This window comes from Ammoniphilus soli (assembly GCF_040813775.1).
This window is the reverse complement of the sequence record NZ_JBEGDL010000028.1, coordinates 1-24,086: the sequence shown is the minus strand read 5'-3', so window position 1 is coordinate 24,086 and position 24,086 is coordinate 1. Positions and strand designations below refer to the sequence as shown.

Sequence of the window (24,086 nt, the reverse complement as noted above, 5' to 3'; positions counted from 1 at the left end):
ACGAAGGAAAGGATGGTCGTACTGATGTCCTATGCATATTGGATTACCGACGTTCGGCTAGAGAGAGGCTTTCAATATGAAAATAACGCTGTTTCCGGCACGGAAACAGAGGTTTGCCACCTTTTAATAGAAGAAGGTAAGATTGCAGAGATCGTATCAGCCAAAACCCCACTCCTAAGCGATTTTCCCAAATTAAAGGCGAACGGACTTCTTATGCTGCCTTCTTTTGAAGAAATGCATATTCACATCGATAAAACCTATTACAGCGGACCGTGGAAGGCTTGCACTCCGTTCATAAATATTTTTACCCGTATAGAAGAAGAACAAAAATTACTTCCCCGCTTACTACCTACAGCAAGACAGAGAGCTGAAAACATGCTAGAGCTTCTCCTGCAGTCGGGTGTCACACGCGTGCGTACCCATTGTAACGTAGATCAGGTGATAGGCCTAAAAAATTTGGAAGCTACACTTCAAGCGATTGAAACTTTTGCCGGAAAGCTGTCCTGCGAAGTTGTAGCTTTTCCTCAACATGGCTTACTTCGCAGCCAATCTGTTCAGCTAATTAGGGAAGCCTTGCGGTCAGGAGCGCAATTGGTTGGCGGGGTAGACCCGGCAACTGTCGATAACAACATCGAAAAGTCACTGCAAACGATCATGGAACTAGCTGTAGAAGCCAACGCTGATGTAGATGTCCATTTACACGATCCCGGTCATTTAGGGCTTTTCACCATGAAAAGGCTGTCTGAACTTACGGAAGAAGCGGGCTGGCAGGGCAGAGTGACGGTTAGTCATGCGTTCGGATTGGGAGGGGTACCATTTGAAGAAGCAGCTGAAATGGCAGAGATTTTTGCCCGACTAGGCATTTCCATCACCTCTACGGTTCCAATTAGAGTCTCTACTCCCATTCCTCCGATTCCTTTGCTACATGAAAAAGGGGTAAACGTATACTTAGGCACCGATAGTATTACCGATCATTGGTCTCCTTTCGGAACAGGGGATATGCTGGGGAAGGCCTGCTGTTTGGCGGAACGTTTTCGCTGGATTGATGAGGGATCTCTAGCGCAAGCTCTTGGATTCATCACAGGCGGGACGACTCCGTTGAATGAAAAAGGAAACCGTGTTTGGCCGATGGTTGGGGATGAAGTGAATGCCATTTTCATTGATGCCAGCTGTTCAGCGGAAGCGGTAGCAAGGCGAGGCAAACAACAGGCAGTGTTGTATAGGGGAAAAGTTGTATCGGGTTCACTTGAATCTGTAGAAGAAGACATGGTGTAAATGAATTTCCAACTCAAATGAAAGGATGAAATCATTGTGAATTCTCCTTACTGGTTGACAAATGTTCGCTTGGAGAGCGGCTACCGTTACGAGGAAGGGCTCGTCGCAGGGACAGAGACTGAGATCTGCCATCTCCTTATTGAAGACGGAAAAATTTCTGAGATTATGTCTGCTGTCACCACGATAGACAGTGATCTCCCGAAACAAGACGCTCGAAATCTACTAGCTCTCCCATCCTTTACAGAAAAACACTTTCATTTGGATAAAACTTATTTGGGAGGACCGTGGAAAGCGAGTAAACCTGCCAAGAACTTGATCGAACGTTTAGAATGGGAGGCAAATGAACTTCCCGCATTATCTAAGACAACGAGGGAGAGAGCCGAACAATTACTGGACCTGATTTTGCAGTCCGGCTCTACCCACATTCGTACCCATGTGAATATTGACCCATATATCGGACTTAAGAATTTGGAAGCGATTCGCATGGCGCTGGAATCTTTTAAAGGAAAATTATCCTATGAGATTGTGGCATTTCCTCAGCATGGTTTGTTGCGGACCCAGGTGGGTGATTTAATGAGACAAGCGCTGCGCGAGGGGGCTACTTTGGTCGGAGGAGTGGACCCTGCTGGAGTTGACGGCAACGTTGAGGCATCTCTGCAGCAGATGATGGAAATTGCTGTTGAAGCCAATGCCGATATAGATTTGCATCTGCACGACCCAGATTATTTGGGTGCCTACACCATGAACAGATTGGCAGGATTGACGGAAGAAGCAGGCTGGCAGGGCAGAGTAGCGGTCAGTCATGCCTTTGGATTAGGAGGGGTCCCAATCGAGCAAGCCGAAGAGATGGCGGACGTATTTGCGGAATTAGGGATCTCGGTCATTTCCGCTGTGCCGATCCGATTTGATGTGCAGATCCCTCCGATACCCATGCTGCAGAAAAAAGGGGTAGAGGTGGCTATTGGATGCGACAGTATGTTCGACTGTTGGGCTCCTTTTGGGAATGCGGACATTCTAGAACGTGCAAGCCGTTTGGCGGAACGTTTTCGCTGGTTGGATGAATATTCCTTAGCTCAGTCGCTTGGATTTATAACAGGTGGCAAGACCCCGCTGAATCAAGAAGGAAAACGCCTCTGGCCTAAGCTTGGGGATGAGGCCAATATCGTCTTCACCGAGGCCAGTTGTTCAGCAGAAGCCGTCGCAAGAAAAGTGAAACGATCGGCCGTCATGTATAGAGGCAAGCTGGTTGCCGGTACGCTTGAAGCAGTCGAAGACCGTTTAGCTGACTTTTAAGTATCTGAAAAGCAGGTGTGCAATGAAAATTAAAATCATTAACCCTAATACAACGTGGGAGTTAACGACAGAGTTGAAAGAACATGTTCAAAAATACGTTCGTAACAACACAGAAATTATGGCAGTCAGTCCGCAGATGGGGCCAGTCTCCATTGAATCCTTCTATGATGATTACCTGTCGATTCCTGGAATCCTCGAAGAAGTCAGGAGAGGGGAATTGGAGGGAGGAATTGATGCTTACGTCATTGCTTGCTTTGGAGATCCCGGCTTATGGGGAGCGAGAGAACTTGTCACGGTTCCGGTATTAGGTATCGCTGAGGCGGCCATGCACATGGCATCGATGATTGCTCCAGCCTTTACCATCGTAACCACGCTGCCTCGAACAAGACTTATGACGGAACACTTACTTTATCATTATGGAATGAAAAATAAATGCAGAAGCATTCGAACAACCCCTTTGCATGTTCTTGATGTCCAAAACAATAAAGAGGCTTCCGTAAATCTGATTATCCAAGAATGCCGGAAAGCAGTCAAAGAAGATCAAGCTGAGGCCATTGTTCTTGGGTGTGCAGCTATGTCGATACATAGGCAAAGAATTGAACAAGAAGCGAAGGTGCCTGTCATCGATGGAACTATAGCGGCTGTCAAATTTTGTGAAGCATTGGTAGATTTGGGGGTTAAAACCAGCAAGATCCTGACTTTTTCTAAACCCGAAGGGAAGCCTTATTCCGGAATTCTTCAGCATTTTGGACGCTAGGAAATTCTCGGATAACAAGGGGGGAGAACAAGTATGGCAGGAATAAGTGAAAATGTGAAAGTAGAGCGTATGATTCAACGCATTGAAGCATTGGCCACATGTAGTTCGTCCGTTCACGGTGTCACCCGTTTGGCTTTTACTGATGAAAGCGAACAGGCGAATTCTCTTGTTAGTCAGTGGATGTGCGAGGCAGGTATGTCCGTAAGGAGAGACGAGATGGACAATGTCATCGGAAGATACGAAGGGAGAAGGCCTGATGCACCGATTTTACTTATCGGTTCCCATCTCGATTCCGTTGCTAAAGCCGGAAAATTTGATGGAATTCTTGGTGTGATTACTGGTATTGAGGTCGTGCAAACGTTATTTGAACATGACATCAGACTCGAACATCCGATTGAGATCATTGGTTTTTGCGATGAGGAAGGCACTCGCTTTCATACTACATTTCTTGGGAGCAGGGCTATGACGGGGAGTCTAACAGAGAGCGATTTTCAGTGCTGCGACCAGAACGGAATGACCCTTTCAGATGCAATGAAGAAAGTGGGATTGGAACCGATGCAATACAAATTAGCGGCCCGTGACCCCAAAACCATTCTGGGTTACATTGAACTGCATATTGAGCAAGGGCCTGTACTGGAAGAGATGGATCAGTCTTGCGGGGTGGTAAGTGGAATTGTAAGCCAATCTCGATATACGTTCCAAATAGAAGGTCTAGCCGGACACGCCGGGACGGTTCCATTGCCGATGAGAAAGGATGCTTTGGCTGGAGCGGCCGAGATCATACAGGCAATTGAGACGATTGCTCTTCAAAATCCAAATTTAGTTGCTACCGTAGGAAAGTTGTCTGTGCATCCTGGCGCGAGCAATGTAATTCCTGGAGAAGTAGAAGGAACGTTGGACATTCGCTGTATGGATGAAAGGAAAAAGCTAGAAGTCCTCCAAGTGATGATTGAGGCATCCCATCAAATAGCTGATCGCCGAGGGTTGAATTGTACATTCACCAAAGTCATGGACTCATCACCTGTGAATTGTTGCACCCAATTGACCCGAACGATCCAATCAGTACTTGAAGATTATCAGATGAATTCAGTACCACTGGTAAGCGGTGCGGGTCATGATGCTATGGCAATGTCTTCAATTACTGATGTCGGGATGATTTTTGTTAGATGCAAGGGTGGTTTAAGCCATCACCCCGATGAATATGTCTCGGTTGAGGATATCCAAATGGGGGCAAGGGTATTATTAGATGTCATTTTTCGATTAAACCAACCATCTCGGTAAAGGAGTATGAAGGACATGAACGAAAGCAAACAAAAAATCCTTCAATGGATAGATTTAGAGAAAGAAAAGGTAATCCAATTTCTGCAAGAATTGGTTACGATCCCATCAGATAATCCTCCTGGAGACTGTTCTGCGATTGCAGAACACATTTATAAGCGGCTTGGTCACTTTGACTTTTCGCAAACAGATCTATTGGAGATTGAACCCGAGGAAGTCCGGTCAAATGGGATGATTAGGGTAGCGAATATAGTATCAAGAACCATCTTTGGGAACGGGGAGGGTCCCGAAATTGCCCTCAACGCCCACGGAGATGTAGTAGCTCCAGGACTAGGTTGGACTCAAGACCCTTACGGCGGGAATATAGTCGATGGCAAGCTATACGGCCGTGGCGCGGCTGTATCCAAGTCGGATATTGCAGTCTACACTTTTGCGGTTATGGCTCTACGTCAAGTTGCCGCTGAATTGTCGGGAAAAGCCGTCCTGGCCTTTAATTTTGATGAAGAGACAGGAGGTAATATTGGCGTCAAATGGATGATCGAAAAGGGGCATATCCGTCCAGACCTGGCTATTTCCGCTGGATTCAGCTATTCCATCGTCAATTCACATAACGGGTGTCTCCATTTAGAAGTTCAGTTAAAAGGCAAATCGGCTCACGCCGCAGCCCCCTATACGGGATATGACGCGCTTGAAGCGATGACCGGAGTGCTTCAATCGATTTATACTTATCGTCGTTCCTTGGATAACATTCATTCGAATGTTCCGGGAATTGATTCGCCTACCTTAGTGGTTGGATTGGTTTCAGGTGGTATCAATACGAATGTGGTACCAGACCAATGCACTATTCGCATTGATCGTCGTTTGATTCCCGAAGAAGACGGTGAAAAGGTAGAGCGGGAGCTCCGTAAATTGATAGAACAGACCGTACGGGACTATGAAGGAATTCAAGTGGAGATCAGGCGCATTCTTTTGGCAAAAAGCTTTAAACCGACACCGGAAAATTCGCCACTCATCCAGACGCTTGCTGCAAACTGGAAGAAAGTGATGGGAGGAGATCCGGAAATCCATGGCATCCCGCTCTATACGGATGCCAGACATTTTGCTGAAGCAGGCATACCGGTTATCTTGTTCGGCGCTGGTCCGCGAACGTTGCTGGAAGCCAATGGACATCGGGCAGATGAACATGTCCGAATCGACGACTTGATCCAGGCCACAAAAATCATCGCCCTTACCTTGTATGATTTGTTGAGGGAGGGTAAGGATTGAATCCACAAGAATATGATCTCATCTTACGAAACGGCTGGATTGTGACAGAAAGTGAAGTGATCCAAGGGGATATCGCTGTACGGGATGAAAAAATAGTAGAAATAGTTTCGAAGCTTAATCCTTCATTAAACGCAAGATTAGAGATCGACGCTACAGGCCTGCATGTCCTTCCCGGGCTGATTGACACGCATGTTCACTTAAACGAACCGGGAAGGACCGAATGGGAAGGTTTCGCTTCCGGAACACGAAGTTTAGCCGCCGGTGGTGTAACCACATTTTTTGATATGCCCCTTAACAGTAATCCTCCGGTTACAACGATTCATGGTCTATCCCTTAAAAAAGAGGCAGCTGAAAAGCATTCTATCCTTGACTACGGTTTTTGGGGCGGACTTGTTCCAGGAAATTTGGATTCTTTGGAATCCCTAAAGGAATCGGGAGTGGTTGGGTTCAAAGGTTTTATGTCTAAAAGTGGCATGGATGAGTTCCAGCATGTCGATGACCATACGTTATTCCATGGTATGAAAAAAATAGCCAACCTGGGATCCATTCTTGCTCTGCATGCGGAGAGTGATGTTATCACTGAAGGTCTTGCAGCCATCGCCATCACACAAGGTCATCGTTCGGTTCGTGATTATTGTGCATCTCGCCCGATACTGTCAGAAGTAGAGGCTGTTGGGCGGGCAACGGCTTTTGCGGAAGCGACAGAGTGTAAACTCCACATTCTTCATGTTACCAGTGGTGAGGTAATCAAGCAGATAAACCTGGCCAAACGAAAAGGAGTGGATGTTACTGTTGAGACATGTCCTCATTACTTATCCCTAAACGTTAGAGACTTTGAACGGCTGGGCGGATTAGCCAAGTGTGCCCCTCCCCTTCGTGATCAGGAGCACATCGAAACGCTTTGGGCTGCCTTAGCAAGTGGTGAAATCGACATCGTCGGGTCAGATCATTCACCGGCTCCTCCTGACTTGAAAATCGATTCAAATGGCGATATTTTTAGGGTCTGGGGAGGAATTTCAGGGGCACAATCTACTTTACATGTAATGCTGGAAGAGGGGTATTGGCGTCGAAATATCTCTTTGGAAACGATATCCAGGGTAACATCCACCAATCCAGCCAAGCGCTTTGGCTTATATCCTAGAAAGGGTGTTATCGCGATAGGGAGTGATGCGGATCTCACATTAGTTGATCTTCATTCAACTTTTCAGCTGAAAACGAGCGATCTCTATTATCGTCACCCGCAAAGTCCTTATGTCGGAAAAACATTTCGAGGAACAATATTGTTTACTCTCCTTAGAGGCCGTTTAGTGTTTGAGAAAGGGGAGATTGTGCATAGCGGTATTCATCCTCGAAGGATTTCAGTAGATTGTAAAATATAAATAAAGCTCTTTAGAGACGAAGAGCCCGTGCATTGAATGGTTTTGTAAGCCCAGCTTCTCCTTTTTCAAATCAAACTTTGGGGATAGTACGTTTGTCAAAGGTGCGGTCTAGCAGTGAGGAAAAAAGAAGAACCGGGATAGCCGGTTCTTCTCCGTTTTATTTTTATTTCATCAAAGGTCTCCAGCCGATATTTTTAGTGTGGCCAGAAGAATATATTTCTAAGTGAAAGTCCTGAACGCTCCGTCCGGGGCTGAAGTTGTACTTTTAACCTGTTCCCTAAAATACCTGTTCCCATCTATCTTTCAACCTGTTCCCCATTCAATTCGACTCCCAAACCAAGGGAACAGGAACTTTTTATCAATCCTTTAATTTCAAAGTCATTTCTTCCTGACTTAATAAAATCCGATAGCCTCGGCCATTTCCCTCTGGTTCTTGAAGCCAACCTTCTTTCACAAGTTTCTTCATCAGTTCTGAGACTTTTTGTCTGCGTATTCTTAACTTCTTTTGAAAAAATGTACTGCTGCACTCGCCTGTTTCAGCAATCAGTTGCTTCATTCTTTGTAGATCATCTTCCTTTTTTTCTTCATCTGTAAGGGGAAGTTCCCATTTTTTCGCTTGGCCCCAATAGTCGTTTAAAGATTCAATAATCCTCTCCAGATCTTCTTCTTGAAAGGTCACGACAGCTCCTTGAAAGCGAATGAGTTCCTGCATCCCTTCTAATTGAGCTACTCCATCCCCTTTTCCTAATAGTTTTGGGGGTTTGACATCGAGAGCAGTTTTATAATCATGCTGGCTGCTGCAGGCAAAAACAATACGGGAGGGGAGGTTCGCCTTAATTAAACCAGTGACTACGTTCACAGAAGGGCGCTGGGTAGCCAGAATAACATGAATACCCGAAGCTCTGGCTAACTGTCCTAGACGTACAACCGGTTCTTCTACGGACGAATCAAGTAAAATCAAATCCGCAAATTCATCAATGACTACGATCAGGCGTGGAAGGGGAGATGAGGCTTTTTGATTATACGAATCGATATGACGAACTCTAAGCTCTGAAAAGAGCTCGTATCTTCTTTCCATCTCTTTCACGAGGGCTTGAAGAAGATGAATGGCTTTTGTCGGGTCCGTCTCCACGGTCTCGGTATGGACACTCTTTTGATATAAACTGAACTCTACTCGTTTGGGATCAATGAGGTAAAAACGGATTTCCTCTGGGGAACAAAGCATCATTAACAGAATGATTAACCCATTTAAGAAAAAAGACTTTCCAGAACCTGTCGTTCCACAGATCAGGAGATGTTTGAGCCTGTCTAAGCAATCCATGAAGGGCTCTCCGATCTCATTTTTTCCAATAATGAGAGGTAATTTGGTCTCTTGAACTAATTCTGCAAATTGAGGATGTTTGAGGATATCTTTTAACCATACAATACTCCGTTCTTCCTTCATCACACTGAAATAGACCGTACCAGGAATGGCTCCACGAGCGATTTGCATTCCTGAAGTTCCTAATTCGGCTTCCAAGTTTTTTTGTTCTCTCTCTAAATCGTTCAATTTTATTCCGGCAGGAATCTTCAAGGTTACTTTCTCTAGAGAAGGACCTGATTGCATGTTGACTAATTCAAAAGGCTGATGGGGCCGAATCCCTACTTTATGTAAAGCTAAAACTAATCGTTCAAACAAGTTATAATTAATTCCATCATTCCTAGTAGGCTCACTAGGCAACAGATCAAAAGCAGCAGGAAAGACATAAGATGAAAAAGCGTCTTCCTGATTTATAGATTCCTGACAAGTTAGTAAGCGGGGGAGTGATGAGGTTTCAACCTTGTCAGGTGAATCTTTTTCTTTAAAAAAGGGAACAAGTTCAGAAACCGAAAGGATTTGATATCGATTAAGCCATATCGGGAAGCGATGGAGTTGCATATCTCGTATGAAATTCGTTGGTGACTGATTGGCTTTCTTTAGGTAAAATCCATTTTCTGCAGAAAGAACAGACAAAACATTCCGGATATGAACCAAGACTTTCTGCATAATAGAAGGTTGTTGGGTTTGAATAGCCATCCGTAAACACCATAAAAACCCTGTTTCTGTTACTCTCTGATTATAGTTAGGAATGGGTTCATTCGCATGTTCTCCAAAACGGTCTTGTAACCAGTGATTCCATTTTTGTTGAATTTGATGAACCCAAGACAAGGAAGAAGGATTCGCAATCCCGTTCAAGTAATCTTCATACAAGTTGTTGGCTTTTTCTTTCCATTGGTCATCCTGCTTTTGCAATAAAAGCTGAAGATAAAGGCTACACGGATAACCCTGTAACCTTTGACTCAATAGTTGGATCACATTAAGATTTTTATCCATCTGAAAAGGAAAACAAACGGCTTTACGCGCCTCAGCTATAAAGCAGGAGGTTGGTATGTCCTTCATATAAGGGTAAACCACGGGAAAGGAAGTATTCCGAAAAAATTGTTGACGACGTGGTTGTTGTATGCCCACATAAGCTACGACGTTCCCCTGATGAACGTGAAGATTTAAACCGATCCTTCCTTCTTGTTGCTCAAGAAAAGCTTTTACAGATTGTGAATGTAAAGGTTGGTAATAAAACGGAGTGATTTCCACTTGTTCATAAAATCTCTTGATCATGTCTTGCCTCCTCGATTTTGGAACCATTTTTTCACTTGTGTAAAAGCATGAGAAGAAGAACGAAGTGGTTCCGTTACCTTCTTCCATTTTCGTGCTGTCCTTTGAACCATGCTCCCTACGTCTCGGCCTCGATCCACTTTAGTAGAAACAATAGAAGGAACATCAAGCATACTCAAGGCACCGCCAATCATCACAAGTAGTTTGGTCCAATAGCCTTCCATGGTAGTGGGATGGGGAGTAGAAAATAGAATTAACCCTAAGATAATCACGTACAGTGCATAATACACTTGGGTCAAGAATAATTGCTTTAATTTATTCCACCACTGGTTATGATACGATTTCGTTTCAGGAAAGACCCAGGCTGCCATCGCAAGGGGGGTGAGGGATCCCAAGGTAATCATTTCGAAAAATCGGCGACCACTTTGAAGGATGATAGGGATACAGAAAACTCCAAATGTGCAAACCAGCAATGCGGTCACGAGGGTCAGGGAAAAGTCTGGGGAGGCAGCAAACATCTCCATACCGGTTGTGCCATGAACCGAATTGAAAAAAGAGTGGCCAATCGAAAGAATGGTTTTCGATAAGGTATTGACACCTTCAACACTATGACGTAGAAGAGTAGGCGAGAAGGACGATACCGATAGGGCCACCAGAAATCTTCGGGCGATTCCCCAATCATCTATATCTTTTCCTTGCAGCATATAACGAATAATTTGGACGAGACTCATTACGGAGACGATGAGTACCGAAAGGACTGAGAAGATTTGAGTGATTGAGGAGAACCATTCATTGGTAAAAAGCCATAACGGAGTATGAAGGACAACTGAGGAAAGAAGACCATAAATAAGGTTCATCCCCTCTACAATGATGGTGTGTAGAATATCCACGGGTGAGGGATAACTATCTAGAAAGGTATCAACAGCCTGATAAAATATCCCTAACCCTGGCTGATCCCCGTATAACCAGCTCCAGGGATCGGTCAAGCTCTGAGCATATACCTTCTTACTTAGTGCAGAAGTAGCTAGTACCCCAAAGGGAAGGATTATGGCTGGCTTTTGAAGATGGGAATATATCCTTCTCGTCCTTGGAGCATGTAGTGGACAACAAATGCCAGAAGCAAAATGATAAAGGGGGCGAGAAGGGCTTGCATGACGCCTTTTCGGATGCTTTTCTGCCACTTTTCCGCTTCTATGCCCCGATTCAGGAGATGAAACCCGGATACCAGAATTGACATGATTATGCCTAAGAGGACGGTGAGAACGAGCAACCCTGCGATGATCTGATACGCTAGACTCACCACTTCTTTCGGTAGGGCAGAGGTGTCCAGTAACGGCAGGCTGGATGCATACAACCGATGGCTTCGATAAAGCTGAGGATTTATCATCCATTGGACTAAAGTTGATTCGAATGTTTGTTTCACTTGCTGGAGTTCGAATTGAATTCTTTTTCGGTTTTTCTTTGAAAGAGAGAGGACTTGTATCACCTCCTTTGCAGGTATCTGTTCTAAAAAATCCGTATTGATCCATTCTTTTGAGGAGATTGCAACCGAAGCATTTCTAGGTTGTAAGGTCACTCGCATGTTAATCCGCCTCCTGAGATCGTTGTTCTTTTCTTTTTCGATCTAAAGCCCAATAATCCATGAGGGAATCCAATCCCTTGGAAAATCCGATAATTAACATCAAACTCATCACTCCTTTGGCAATAACGGAGAAGGTAATCAATGGAATTCACTCCTTTATGTGTGGTATACAACGAATCAATTGGGGAAAAATATTAGATAATAGAATAGTGCCTGTTTTATGTAAGAAATTTTGGATGCTTGATCTGATACTAGAAGGAATATGTGCTAAGAATGTTGTCCTATTCCGAAAACAGAAAAAAAAAGTGCCCCGACATCGGAGCATGGTAAACAAAAAAAACTATTACGCGTCTCGATATAGAATTTCGTCGAGATCAGGAAAATCTAAATAGTAAAAGATCCGTAAAAACACATCTAATGAAGGCTGGTTCTTGTTATTTAGGATGTCCGATAACCTGCCTGTGCTGATATTGACAGCCTTGGCCAAGGTAGACGGTTTTATCCCTTTTTCTTCTAGAAATGCTTTTAATTTATTCTTCAAAGGAAATTGGGTAGAACCTAAGTGATGCAAGTTAGAGGGACTTAGATTGGGGTTTCTCATCTTTTTAGGCAAGTATTTCGGGATAAAGTTATTTATAGAAGCTAAGACGACATCCTCAGGCTTAATATGAGATTCAATGGACAAACGCTGGTTAGCTAAATGGACCACTTTCAAAAGTTCTTCCATTTGTTCAACCGTTAACGAGATCGTTAAGGTGTATTTTTGATCGTTATTCACCTTACCACCTACTTGGACAAGTAATAAAAACTTTTAAAATTATTATATGAAAAGGAGGAATTACTATGACAAAAGATCAAGCGGAAACATTACGGAGAGAAGTAGAGGAAGCGACAAAAAAAGGAAAGTAATGAATATAGGCTAGGTTACAGGAAGAGACAATAACTGTAAAATCCGGCATACGTAAGAGATAGGAAGCAGAGTATTTCTCTTGCATCCTATCTCTTTATAGTGTTACTTGTAGCCTCTAAATTTGTTAAATATTGGAGGAATGTAATCGTTAAATTTATTGAAATTAAATAATTCCCTGTACCATCATGGCGTCAGCCACTTTTAAAAATCCCGCAATATTGGATCCTACGACTAGGTTACCTGTGTGCCCATATTCTTCTGCAGCTTTCATACTGTTACGATATATGTCTTTCATGATTAAGTGCAATTTATTATCCACTTCTTCAAATGTCCAACCCAGTCTAGAGCTGTTTTGAGCCATTTCAAGAGCGGAAACAGATACCCCACCGGCATTAGCTGCTTTCGCGGGTGCGAAGAGAACGTTGTTGTTTAGGAAAATATCAATTCCTTTCAAAGTGGAAGGCATGTTGGCACCTTCACCTACGGCTTTAACTCCGTTATAAACGAGAATCTGGGCTGATTTTTCGTCAATTTCATTCTGTGTTGCGCAGGGTAGAGCGATATCACAAGGGATAGACCATATCCCTTCATATCCTTCAACGTATAGCGCTTCTGGATGTTCCTTCAAGTATTCACTGATTCTTTTTCTCTCAATTTCTTTTAACTTTTTTACTGTTTCTAAATTAATGCCATTTTTGTCATAAATATAGCCGTTTGAATCACTGCAAGCCACTATTTTTGCACCAAGTTGGGCTGCTTTTTCCATCGCATAGATGGAAACATTACCGGATCCTGATACGATAACAGTGCTTCCTTCAAAGGAGAGCCCATTGTCTTTAAGTATCTCTTCTACAAAATAGACAACACCATATCCTGTCGCTTCCTTTCGGGCTAAACTGCCGCCGTATCCAATCCCTTTTCCTGTTAAAACGCCAGCTTCAAATCCACCACGAATTTTTTTATACTGACCAAACATGTATCCAATTTCACGTGCACCAACCCCTATATCTCCTGCGGGTACATCGATGTCAGGACCGATATGTCTATAGAGTTCAGTCATGAAGCTTTGTGAAAAACGCATGATTTCAGCATCTGATTTTCCTTTTGGATCGAAATCAGCCCCTCCTTTTCCTCCGCCAATTGGTTGTCCTGTTAAGGAATTCTTGAACACCTGTTCAAAACCTAAGAATTTAATAATGCTTGCATTTACAGAGGGGTGAAGGCGTAAAACGCCTTTATAAGGACCTATTGCACTGTTGAATTGAACACGGAATCCACGATTTACTTGCACTTTTCCTCGATCATTTACCCAGGGTACCCTGAAGATAATAAATCGTTCCGGTTCAATAATTCTTTCAAGTATGCCAGACTCTAGGTAAATAGGATGTTTAGTAAAAACAGGTAAAAGAGAATACAAAATTTCCTTAACCGCTTGATGAAATTCGCTCTCATATGGATTTCGCTTTTTTACTATTTCGTAGACTTTATTTACATACTCCTTGGTAAAATCCGTTTCTTGGTCTGCAACTTCTAGTAAAGTATTCATGTTTTCCTCATGTCTCCTCGCCTAAGTATGTATATTCTTTATCAAAAGGTTTTCTGGCAGATAATCTGATATTTGTTAGAATTATTCAGATTGATCATTTTTATATTATACTATATAATTTCATTACTGGTACGGACGTTATGATTAATTTAGTTGGGAGGGATATTGGCGAATGGGATATGAATGTTGATTATTCCTTGGACAATAAATGTTTTTTAGTCGGCTTAAGGAGCGACGGGCGGATTTTCTCTATCTGTCAAACCAATAGATACTTAAAAGATAGGGAAGGGAATATATGAAATTTAAAACGAGAATATACCTAGGATTTTGTTGTAGTTTTGTTCTATTTATACTAATTCAATTAATCCTCATGATAATGCTCTATCAATTAAATCATAATATGAAATACCTGGTTAAAGAATACGAAATGTTGAAACTAGCAAATACGATTCAAAATGAATTGAATATTTTCAGTAGGGAGTCAAGAGGGATATTGGCTAATCCTCCTTCTGAACTTAAAATCAAATTTAAAGACACACGGGATAAAGCCCTACTAAACGCTAATGTTGCTATAGAGACTCTTCAACAATTGGATACCCGTGAAGAATCACAAGAATTAATCCAGAAATTTAAAAACCTGAGTCAAATCTTGAGTGATATGGAATCGAAGAGCGATGAATTAATAAAAGCAGGAATGACTCAAGAAGTAACCCAGTTGTTCTGGTACGATAGTCGACGAACCCGAGAGCAGATGGTCGAAGTCGTTGATGAATTACAAATGATTCAAGAAAAAGCGATGGATAACCAACTTAAGCAATATAGCAGTACTTATAATTTGTCTTTTAAATTAATTTACGTCTATGTAATACTCGGTTTTTTCATTGGGATGGGAGTGACCTTCTGGATTATCCGAAATATAACAGACAATCTCAATCGTGTAACCTCCGTAATGACGAGCGTTGCTCTTGATGCTACTGATAAGTTACCACGTATCGATATAACTTCAAAGGATGAAATCGGGGCCATTGCGATTGCATTCAATGATATGGCTCAAACCTTAGAAGAACATGCTAAGAAAGAGAGAGAGCTAAAACATGCGGCAGAAGAACATAGTTGGTTAAAATCGAGCATTGCTGAAATTGCTACTATGTATCCAGGAGTAGAAAACTTGCAGAATTTTGCACATCTGTTTATAACGAAGGTTACTCCTATGGTATGCGCGAGCTATGGTGTTTTTTATATGAAGCAGGAAGTAGGGAATCAACAAAAGTTTAATAAGCTTGCCGCCTATGCTTATAACTCTCAAGATAGGACTGCAGAAAGCTTTCGACTTGGGGAGGGGCTTGTAGGACAGTGTGCAGTAGAAAAACGAATGATCCAGCTCACTGAGGTGCCTAATAATTATATAAAAATTACTTCCGGTATAGGAAATTCATCACCAGCTAGTATCCTGATTATTCCCATAATTTATGAAGAGGAGGTACTATCCGTTATTGAATTAGCATCATTTGAAAAATTTACTCCCCTTCATTTCATGTTGCTTCAAGACTTGATGAGTAGTGTTGGGATGGCTATAAAAAGTATTTTAAGACATATGCAGATTAAAACGTTGCTCCAGGAATCACAGACTTTAACCGCTGAACTACAGAGTCAATCCGAAGAACTTCAACTGCAACAGGAGGAATTAAGAACGATAAATGAGCAACTCGAAGAACAATATGCAAGTGCTGAACAGAAGACGGAAGAATTAGAAAAGACCAGACGAATTTTAGAAAATAAAGCGCAAGAGTTGACACTTAGTTCTCAATATAAATCAGAGTTTCTTGCTAATATGTCCCATGAGTTGCGAACACCACTTAACAGTTTGTTAATTCTAGCTCAAATGTTGGCTGAGAATGCAGATGGTAACCTTACAACGAAACAAGTGGAATTTGCTCAAACGATCTTTTCTTCAGGAAGCGAGCTCGTGCATCTGATAAACGACATCTTGGACTTATCTAAAGTGGAATCTGGTAAAATGGAGGTCATTTATGAAGAGGTGAGGCTAAGTGACGTACAAGAGTTTGTGGAAAGTAAATTTATTCATTTTGGTAGACAGAAGGAAATTCACTTTAGCGTTCAAATTGATAATGATGTACCGATGACGATCAATACCGACAAACAACGATTACAGCAAATTTTAAACAATTTATTATCCAATGCGTTTAAATTTACAGAACGTGGTACTGTTTCTTTGAATATTAAAATGGCAGGGAATGGCTCGTCGGAAACACAACAAGTTGATCATCATGATTTGATACTTGCCTTTTCAGTTAGGGATACAGGTATTGGGATTGCCAAAGAAAAACAAGATCTCATTTTTGAAGCTTTTAAACAAGCAGATGGGACGACTAGCCGAAAATATGGAGGTACAGGATTAGGGCTTTCAATTAGTCGAGAGATTGCCCATTTATTAGGTGGATATCTTGAAGTAAATAGTCAAGAAGGAGAGGGAAGCACATTTACCTTATATTTACCTAGTCATGGCAAAAGCATGTCACCATCATTATTCTCTCCTATCAAAACAGAGGTAGCTGCAGGGCAGTTTGAAGATCCGGGGTGCGTTTCTTTAGAAACATCGGATACTCCGGTACAATCGGATGAAACGTGGACCCATATCCAACATGGAAACGCTTTACTAAAAGGTAAGAAAATACTAGTGGTGGATGACGATATGCGCAATGTCTTTGCGTTAACAACAGCCTTAGAAAGTCATGACATGGAGATCATCTTTGCGGAAAATGGTCGTGAAGGTCTTGATGTATTGAAAAATAATCCTGACACAGATTTGATTCTTATGGATATTATGATGCCTGAGATGGACGGTTTCGAGGCTATTCGGGCCATTCGTCAAATCATTGAATTCAAAACACTGCCTATTATCGCACTGACAGCTTTGGCTATGAAACATGATAGGACGCAATGTATTGAAGCAGGTGCATCCGATTATATCTCTAAACCAGTAAATGTGGAACAGCTCCTTTCGTTAATATCAGTATGGCTATACAAATAGGTGGGAGTCATAATGACTATATCTGAACAAGTAACCCAAATAAATAAGAACACACGTCAGGATCCTTATGAATTGGAAAAAATTGAAATTCAATTATTGCTTGAAGGGATTTATCGCTTTTATGGTTTTGATTTTAGAAACTATGCCTTCTCGTTTGTCAAACGTAGAATTTGGAATCGAATTTATGAAGAGAGATTAACTAGCATATCGGGGTTACAGGAAAAGATTCTACATGATCCCCGTGTTATGAAAAGATTGTTTTCGGATTTCTCCATTAATGTTACCGAGATGTTCCGTGATCCGGGCTTTTTCTTGTCATTTCGAACGAGGATTGTACCTTTTCTTAAAGAACTTCCTTATATTCGGATTTGGCACGTAGGCTGCTCTACGGGAGAAGAGGTATACTCTATGGCCATTCTGTTATACGAAGAAGGATTATATGAAAAAACGATAATTTATGGGACTGATATGAATAGAAACAGTCTAGAAAATGCAAAAAAGGGGGTGTTCCCGTTAAGCAAAATGCAGACATATACTAAAAATTACCTAGCTTCAGGAGGGACAAGGGCTTTTTCAGAATACTATACCACCCTACATGACGATGTAACTTTTCATCCTTTTTTAACCAAAAACGTCGTTTTTGCACAACACAATTTAGCTACAGACCGTTCATTTAATGAATTCCATGTGATCATTTGTAGAAATGTAATGATTTATTTTAATAAAATTATGCAAGATGGTGTACACAATCTCCTTTATGAAAGTTTAAGTATATCAGGAATTCTAGGATTGGGTAGTAGAGAAGGGATTCGATTTGCTCATCTTAATAACTATTATGAGGAAGTTGATGCAGTTGAAAAAATATATCGGAAAATCAAATAGAGATGGAACCAATAAAATGGAGCTTTTAAATGTTGGTAAAAAGGAAAACAATAAATTGGATACAAAAAATACTCGAAAAACAAATATTTTATTAGTCGATGATCACCCTGAAAACCTTTTGGCTTTAGAATCAGTCCTTATGTCCCCCAATTATAATTTAGTAAGAGCAAATTCTGGTGAGGAAGCATTAAGATGTTTGCTTAAACAAAACTTTGCTGTTATTTTATTGGATGTACAAATGCCCGGTTTAAATGGATTTGAAACGGCTAAACTCATTAAGGAAAGAGAAAAATCGAAGCTTATACCTATTATTTTTATTACGGCTATTAGCCAATCTGTTGAACATGTCTATCACGGTTACAGTGTTGGTGCTGTTGACTATATTTTCAAGCCCTTTTACCCTGCAACTTTAAAATTGAAGGTACAAGAGTTCGTAAAAATATACCAGAATCAAGAACAGATAAAGGTTGATAGTGAATTTGAGCTTAAGGAAGTAAATGAAAAATTGAATCGAACAAGCTTTCACTTACGTAAGCATGAAGAACTAGCGAGAGTAATTGGGGAGACTCTCATGGATTCGATCATTACTTGCAATGTAGCAGGTGATATTTTGTCGGTTAATCCTTCAACAATGGATATGTTTGGATATTCGCTAACAGAGTTATTAAGTCAACATATCAGTCAACTGCTTCCTCAAATCAATTATCAAAGTACCCAACATCACCCATCGATGGTGGAATCCCTAAGAAAAAATTCAGGAAGGGTGCTGGAAACAAACGCTATTCATAAAAACGGCGTGAATTTTCCAGTTGATATTCAAATTGGTGAAGCCTCTATAGAAGAGGAACATTTCTTTGTCTGTTCTATCCGGGATATTAGCGAAAGGAAAAAAATTGAGGAAGAACGAAAACAACAATACAAAGTTCTAGAAAAACTAGTTGAAGAACGGACAAGGGAACTACAATTGACGAATCAGAGGCTCCGGAAAGAAATCGATGAACGGAAAAAAGTTACTGAAGATCTTCGTCTTTCACAGGAACGTTTTCATAAAATTTTTGAGTCTAGCCCTTGTTTGATTGCGATGCGTTCATTAAAGGACGGAAGATACATGGATATGAATGCAAGTTGGCTAAATTATACTGGTTATTCCTATGAAGAGGTAAGAAATCAAATATCTGACCTATTAAATGTGACAGTAAACTCGGATAAAGAAAAGCACACGTGTATTCGGGAAAAAGAAGAGTCCATTCGTAATGTCAGAATTCACTACCAATCTAAAGCGGGTGAGGTACGCGATGGTTTGCTGTCTACAGAAGTGATTGAAATTCATGGGGAGAAATGCATCCTCAATGTGATTACAGATATTACGGAACGTGTACGTCTGGAGAGAGAACTGACACGTTTAGATCGTCTGCATTTAATTGGAGAAATGGCTGCGGGAATTGCTCATGAAATTAGAAATCCCATGACTACAGTCCGAGGATTTTTGGAATTGTCCAAGCTCCGCAGGGAACAAATATCGTACGAACATATTGATTTAATGTTAGAAGAGGTGAATAGAGCCAATTCTATTATTACCGAATTTCTTAATTTGGCAAGAAATAAGGTAAATAATATGAGGGTACAACATCTTAATCCTATCGTTGAGGCACTATTTCCTTTAATACAGGCAGAAGCTTTACTTTCGGATAAGTGGGTTGTATTAGAGCTAGGGGAATGTCCTGAGCTTTATCTAGATGAAAAGGAAATTCGCCAATTGATTTTGAATCTAGCATTAAACGGCCTGGAGTCGATGTCTTCAGGCGGGTCATTGACGATAAAAACATATACCAAGGCCCAAGCCGTTGTTTTGGAAGTACAGGATCAAGGAAGTGGAATAAAATCGGAATTAATTGAAAAGATTGGCACGCCTTTCTTCACAACGAAAGATATAGGAACAGGATTGGGTTTAGCTATATGTTATAGTGTCGTTAATCGACATAATGCTTTGATAGATTTCAAAACCAGTGATCAAGGAACGATCTTTAGTATAATTTTTAATATATAACCGAACAGTTTACTATGGGTTATGTCAGATATTTTTTTCTTAGATTAGATATAAAGGAAAATCTTAAAGAGTTGTTCAGGTCATACGGTTTCGAACGAAATAGGTATTATTCATGCTTCTCAAGATTTAATTAAAAATTGATTATTTTCCTCCTATAATGTATACTTTTATTAAAGTGGTACGTACGTCATGATGTGTATAAAATATGAGAATGAATTAATACTGAAGAGCTTTAACCCCTGAAAAGATAAACAATGTAAAATGTTTGATGAAAAGCCGTATCACAATAAGTGATCTATTGTTTTAATTAAACTGGTACGAACATCAGAATATCTTAAGAGCGAATACTAAGATAATGAAGTTTGAAAATGAGTATTGGGGGAATGAGGTAAATGGTTAATACTGGAACCGTTAATGTTAAGCGAGGAATGGCAGAAATGCAAAAAGGGGGGGTGATCATGGATGTTGTGAACGCAGAACAAGCAAAAGTTGCCGAAGCGGCCGGAGCCGTTGCTGTCATGGCTTTAGAACGTGTTCCTGCAGATATTCGTGCGGCGGGAGGAGTGGCTCGGATGGCTGAACGAGGTTGGTAATAGAAAGAAGCACAATGGTATTGCCATTATAGGTGGGAGGGGTGATAGGAAGCTCAACTGTCTAACAACTCGTCAAGTGCAGGGAAAGAAGCTTGTATTGCTCTGAAGGACGTTCATGGTGAGGGCCTTACTAGGATAGACTTACATCCCTTTCAAACTTCCCAAAACTACACACTAAAAAGGAGGAAGACATATCCATGAATTTGGTGATTAATGGTGATCAAATGGAAGTTCCGGGTACGATATCGACCATTAGTGATTTGCTTCATCATTTTGGATTAGGTAATAAGGTTATCATGATCGAACTCAATACTAAAATCATAGACAAAGCTTTTCATGCGGAAACTAGCCTTTCAGATGGGATGCGAGTTGAAATAGTACATTTTGTAGGAGGAGGATAATATGTTGAAGATTGGACCTTATGAGTTTCGTTCTCGATTATTGCTTGGAACAGGGAAATTTCCTGATTTAGAAACACAAAAAGAAGCGGTAGACGTTTCGGAGACGCAGATTCTTACGTTTGCGGTCCGTCGAATGAATATATTTGATCCTACCCAACCGAACTTTCTGGAAATGTTGGATGTAAAGAAGTACTTCCTTCTTCCAAATACAGCTGGAGCAAAAACAGCGGGAGAAGCGGTCCGCATAGCTAGATTAGCCAAGGCTTCAGGACTCTGTGACATGATTAAGGTAGAAGTGATAGGAGATGATCGGACCCTGCTTCCTGATCCGATAGAGACACTTAGAGCTTCCGAGATACTATTAAAAGAAGGATTTATTGTCCTCCCTTATACTTCAGATGATGTTATGTTGGCTAAGAGGTTACAAGATTTAGGGGTCCATGCCATTATGCCAGGGGCATCGCCGATTGGATCAGGTCAAGGAATTGTCAATCCGTTAAATCTTAGTTTTATAATCGAACAAGCAAAGGTACCGGTCATTGTGGATGCGGGTATTGGATCTCCTTCTGATGCTGCCATAGCTATGGAAATGGGAGCGGAAGGGGTGTTGCTCAATACGGCTGTTTCCGGAGCGAAAGATCCAGTGAGGATGGCCCTAGCCATGAAGCTTGCGATCGAAGCAGGCCGTTTGGGCTATGAAGCTGGTCGAATTCCCAAAAAACGTTATGCAACAGCCAGCAGCCCGATGGAAAGAATCAGTACCTGAATCCAGCATTGTGGAAGGAGGAAATAACGGTTATCTCATTTATACGAGAGTATCCAATCAAGGACAGAAAGATGATTTGGCCAATCAAATTGAATTCCTACGAACCTTTACACCCACGATGGAATTGGAGTCGATCTAGGGATTAAAGATCTTGCAGTATGCAGCCGTCATCAGGTCTTTAAAAATATCAACTATTCCTCCAAAATCAAGAAGCTAGAGCTTAAACGACAACAACGAAAGTTAAGTCGGAAGTACGAAAATCAAAAAAGAAAGGTAGGTGAATCCTGCTATAAAAACATTCAGAAGCAAATATTGATCATTCAAAAACTTCATGTTAGATTAGCCCGTATTCGTGAAGAATATGTGCGTTCCGTGGTCAATGCTTTAGTGAAAGCCAAACCGAAGTATATTACGGTAGAAGACTTGAACGTGAAAGGAATGATGAAAAATCATCATTTAGCTGATGCGGTTCGTAGGTAGAAATTCTATCGGTTCAAGCAATGGTTAGTCGCCAAGTGTAATGAACAGGGAATTGAGCTACGCATGGTTCCCCGATTTTATCCAAGTTCCAAACTCTGTTCTTGCTGTGGGTTTAAAAAAGTAAATCTGAGCTTAACAGAACGGATTTTTAAATGTGATCATTGTCAGATGGGATTGGATCGGGACTTTAACGCTAGTCTGAACCTGAAATACGCAACTGAATATACCGTTATCACCACTCGATAAGGTATATATACGGTGGGCTTACACCGGAATTAACGCCTGTGGAGAGCCAAACCAACGATAGTAGCGATCATGTGGCGAGGTCGGGTTCGTTGAAGCAGGAAAACTCTAGCATAAATGAATGATAGCATTTGTTTATGTTTTTAGTAGCAGATTCCTATGATTAAGCACAAATCAACGTTTAAAGTGACATGGCGAGATGAAGATGATGGAGGCATTACCTTTTATCCCTATTTTTACAAATGGATGAATCAAGCTAGTCAAGATTTATTTCATTTTTTGAAAGCGCATAACAATCAGTTGAACAACGTTCAAGTTGAATTCCCTATTGAGGAAGCAAAATGTGATTTTAAATCATCAGTGTTTTATGGAGATGTCATCCATCTAATTACGACAATAGTGGAGATTCGTGAGAAGGGTGTTAAGCTTGAACATGTGTTTTATAAAGAGGAAACCTTAATTGCAGTTGGATATGAAAGGAGATCATGGGCTGTTTTAAGTGAACGAAAGTTAAAGCCGATTCCGATTCCTAATATAATTTACGAAGTGATGGTAAGTATGAAAATGCTCGGCAATTGATGTTGTATGGTGCAATTATTTCACATGTATCGCTAGGACGAGATGACAATTACGGGTATCTTTTCCTACGGGAACCTTGAGCAGCCCTAGAGTTGTTAACTCTCTAGGGCATATCATTCTTGTGTGTTGACATAAGTTTCTCCACTTCTTTGATAGGGACCTATTCCTCACATTGTTATGTTCCTTAAATTAAGGGAATGTTTCTTCTGCTAGATAACTCTTATTCCCAAGCGTACGAGAAGATGGAGTTCAACAGATAGGGAAAAAGAAAAAAGCTGACTTTTCCACCACTAAAATGGAATTATCAGCCTTGTCTCTATTTTTCTTTTTATTCTATTTTATTTATGCACTAGGAAGCATCTGTAACTTTCTTTTCGATCTGCATGTTGTTCCAATCTTTCGTATTAATCCGATGCTTCACCTTCACCTGATAATAAACCAATAGAATAACTAACCACCCGATTCCCCCAAATACGGAGATCCTCGTTAAAGGGGAGGTGGCAATGGCTATAAAGGCAATGACCAGCATGATTAAACCGATGATGGGTAAAGCCGGCCAAAGCGGCATGGCGTACTGCAGCTGTTGCTGTTGTTTACGGGCCCGTTGTCTGAAAACCAATTCGCTTACCAATATCGTTCCCCACGTCCATAGGGAAGCAAAGGCCGAGGCACTGGTGATCCATACATAGACATTATCCGGTGCCAAGTACGTAATGACCACGCCGAGGGAGATCATCGCTGCCGTCACCCAGACCGCCACATGGGGCACTTTGTTACGATTTAATTTCGTAAATTGAGGGGAGTACAGCCCTTTCTCGGCCATACCATAGAGCATTCGGCTGCCCCCATATACCCCCGTGTTGCACGAAGAGAGCGCAGATAGAATAATAATTAAATTAACAAGCCCTGCGGCCACGGGAATACCGATCTTGGCAAACATCAAAACATAAGGACTGACATTGCTTTCGATGATATAAGTCCATGAGAATGCACTCAGCATGATGAGAATGGACCCGATATAAAAGAAGGAAATCCGAATCGTAACGGAACGGAACGCTTTACGCATGGTGGTTCCCGGATTATGAGATTCACCCGCTTCGACAGCGAGGGTTTCAATGCCGCTAT

Annotated in this window: 21 protein-coding genes and 2 pseudogenes; 16 read left to right on the top strand and 7 right to left on the bottom strand. The window is 41.4% G+C overall.

The features are described from left to right. Positions 1-24 precede the first annotated feature (24 nt). Genes ABLT31_RS29835 through ABLT31_RS29810 form a run of 6 tightly spaced genes read left to right on the top strand, consistent with a single transcriptional unit; the run spans position 25 to position 7,248 of the window. A complete protein-coding gene (locus ABLT31_RS29835; protein WP_367758550.1) occupies positions 25-1,275 on the top strand; it encodes an amidohydrolase family protein in 1,251 nt (416 codons plus the stop codon). Between the two features lie 36 nt (positions 1,276-1,311). Continuing rightward, positions 1,312-2,568 (top strand): amidohydrolase family protein, encoded by a 1,257-nt coding sequence (locus ABLT31_RS29830; protein WP_367758548.1) that lies wholly within the window; start codon positions 1,312-1,314, stop codon positions 2,566-2,568. Between the two features lie 22 nt (positions 2,569-2,590). After that, entirely contained in the window at positions 2,591-3,325 is a 735-nt protein-coding gene (locus ABLT31_RS29825; protein ID WP_367758547.1) for an aspartate/glutamate racemase family protein, read from the top strand. A 33-nt stretch (positions 3,326-3,358) separates the two neighbouring features. Beyond that, positions 3,359-4,606: an allantoate amidohydrolase gene (locus tag ABLT31_RS29820; RefSeq protein WP_367758545.1), complete on the top strand. Its 1,248-nt coding sequence runs from the start codon at positions 3,359-3,361 to the stop codon at positions 4,604-4,606. 15 nt (positions 4,607-4,621) lie between these two features. Beyond that, complete coding sequence (locus tag ABLT31_RS29815) at positions 4,622-5,869, top strand: ArgE/DapE family deacylase (protein ID WP_367758543.1); 1,248 nt, start codon at positions 4,622-4,624, stop codon at positions 5,867-5,869. Beyond that, positions 5,866-7,248, top strand: coding sequence for an allantoinase (locus tag ABLT31_RS29810; protein ID WP_367758541.1), 1,383 nt, complete (start codon positions 5,866-5,868; stop codon positions 7,246-7,248). Before ABLT31_RS29815 ends, ABLT31_RS29810 begins: the two co-directional genes overlap by 4 nt. Positions 7,249-7,606: 358 nt before the next feature. On the opposite strand, the gene ABLT31_RS29805 is transcribed toward ABLT31_RS29810, so the two are convergent. From ABLT31_RS29805 to gdhA, 6 genes are all read right to left on the bottom strand, one after another. Further along, positions 7,607-9,883 carry an FtsK/SpoIIIE domain-containing protein gene (locus ABLT31_RS29805; protein WP_367758539.1) on the bottom strand — a complete coding sequence of 759 codons (2,277 nt, stop codon included), beginning with the start codon at positions 9,881-9,883 and terminating at the stop codon, positions 7,607-7,609. Beyond that, entirely contained in the window at positions 9,880-10,866 is a 987-nt protein-coding gene (locus ABLT31_RS29800) for a hypothetical protein (RefSeq protein WP_367758537.1), read from the bottom strand. Before ABLT31_RS29800 ends, ABLT31_RS29805 begins: the two co-directional genes overlap by 4 nt. A 59-nt stretch (positions 10,867-10,925) precedes the next feature. Continuing rightward, on the bottom strand, positions 10,926-11,462 hold the full coding sequence (locus tag ABLT31_RS29795; protein ID WP_367758535.1) for a hypothetical protein: 537 nt from the start codon (positions 11,460-11,462) through the stop codon (positions 10,926-10,928). A gap of 1 nt (position 11,463) precedes the next feature. Continuing rightward, complete coding sequence (locus ABLT31_RS29790) at positions 11,464-11,604, bottom strand: hypothetical protein (protein WP_367758533.1); 141 nt, start codon at positions 11,602-11,604, stop codon at positions 11,464-11,466. A gap of 201 nt (positions 11,605-11,805) precedes the next feature. Further along, entirely contained in the window at positions 11,806-12,240 is a 435-nt protein-coding gene (locus tag ABLT31_RS29785) for a helix-turn-helix transcriptional regulator (RefSeq protein ID WP_367758531.1), read from the bottom strand. Between the two features lie 295 nt (positions 12,241-12,535). Beyond that, positions 12,536-13,918 carry an NADP-specific glutamate dehydrogenase gene (gene gdhA, locus ABLT31_RS29780; protein ID WP_367758530.1) on the bottom strand — a complete coding sequence of 461 codons (1,383 nt, stop codon included), beginning with the start codon at positions 13,916-13,918 and terminating at the stop codon, positions 12,536-12,538. Positions 13,919-14,213: 295 nt separating this feature from the next. Here gdhA and ABLT31_RS29775 point away from each other — a divergent pair, with 295 nt between their 5' ends. From ABLT31_RS29775 to ABLT31_RS29735, 10 genes and pseudogenes are all read left to right on the top strand, one after another. Further along, positions 14,214-16,970, top strand: a complete 2,757-nt coding sequence (locus ABLT31_RS29775) for a response regulator (protein ID WP_367758528.1) — start codon at positions 14,214-14,216, stop codon at positions 16,968-16,970. Positions 16,971-16,982: 12 nt separating this feature from the next. Then, positions 16,983-17,852, top strand: a complete 870-nt coding sequence (locus ABLT31_RS29770) for a CheR family methyltransferase (RefSeq protein WP_367758526.1) — start codon at positions 16,983-16,985, stop codon at positions 17,850-17,852. Further along, positions 17,818-19,899, top strand: coding sequence for a PAS domain S-box protein (locus ABLT31_RS29765; RefSeq protein ID WP_367758524.1), 2,082 nt, complete (start codon positions 17,818-17,820; stop codon positions 19,897-19,899). The genes ABLT31_RS29770 and ABLT31_RS29765 overlap by 35 nt, the downstream gene beginning before the upstream one ends. 392 nt (positions 19,900-20,291) lie before the next feature. Continuing rightward, a pseudogene (locus ABLT31_RS29760) lies at positions 20,292-20,480 on the top strand (pyridoxal 5'-phosphate synthase lyase subunit PdxS); the annotation flags it as partial. Between the two features lie 209 nt (positions 20,481-20,689). Further along, positions 20,690-20,893: a sulfur carrier protein ThiS gene (gene thiS / locus ABLT31_RS29755; RefSeq protein ID WP_367758522.1), complete on the top strand. Its 204-nt coding sequence runs from the start codon at positions 20,690-20,692 to the stop codon at positions 20,891-20,893. A 1-nt stretch (position 20,894) separates the two neighbouring features. Further along, positions 20,895-21,659 carry a thiazole synthase gene (locus tag ABLT31_RS29750; protein ID WP_367758520.1) on the top strand — a complete coding sequence of 255 codons (765 nt, stop codon included), beginning with the start codon at positions 20,895-20,897 and terminating at the stop codon, positions 21,657-21,659. Beyond that, positions 21,619-21,798, top strand: coding sequence for a hypothetical protein (locus tag ABLT31_RS29745; protein WP_367758637.1), 180 nt, complete (start codon positions 21,619-21,621; stop codon positions 21,796-21,798). The genes ABLT31_RS29750 and ABLT31_RS29745 overlap by 41 nt, the downstream gene beginning before the upstream one ends. Next, complete coding sequence (locus tag ABLT31_RS39070; RefSeq protein ID WP_462976551.1) at positions 21,753-22,139, top strand: transposase; 387 nt, start codon at positions 21,753-21,755, stop codon at positions 22,137-22,139. Before ABLT31_RS29745 ends, ABLT31_RS39070 begins: the two co-directional genes overlap by 46 nt. A 15-nt stretch (positions 22,140-22,154) precedes the next feature. Further along, positions 22,155-22,385, top strand: a pseudogene (locus ABLT31_RS39065) (zinc ribbon domain-containing protein); the annotation flags it as partial. A gap of 156 nt (positions 22,386-22,541) precedes the next feature. Beyond that, on the top strand, positions 22,542-22,961 hold the full coding sequence (locus ABLT31_RS29735; protein WP_367758518.1) for an acyl-CoA thioesterase: 420 nt from the start codon (positions 22,542-22,544) through the stop codon (positions 22,959-22,961). 349 nt (positions 22,962-23,310) lie between these two features. Here ABLT31_RS29735 and ABLT31_RS29730 read toward each other — a convergent pair. Beyond that, positions 23,311-24,086 (bottom strand): amino acid permease (locus ABLT31_RS29730; protein WP_367758516.1); only part of this gene is annotated, 776 nt, incomplete at its 5' end.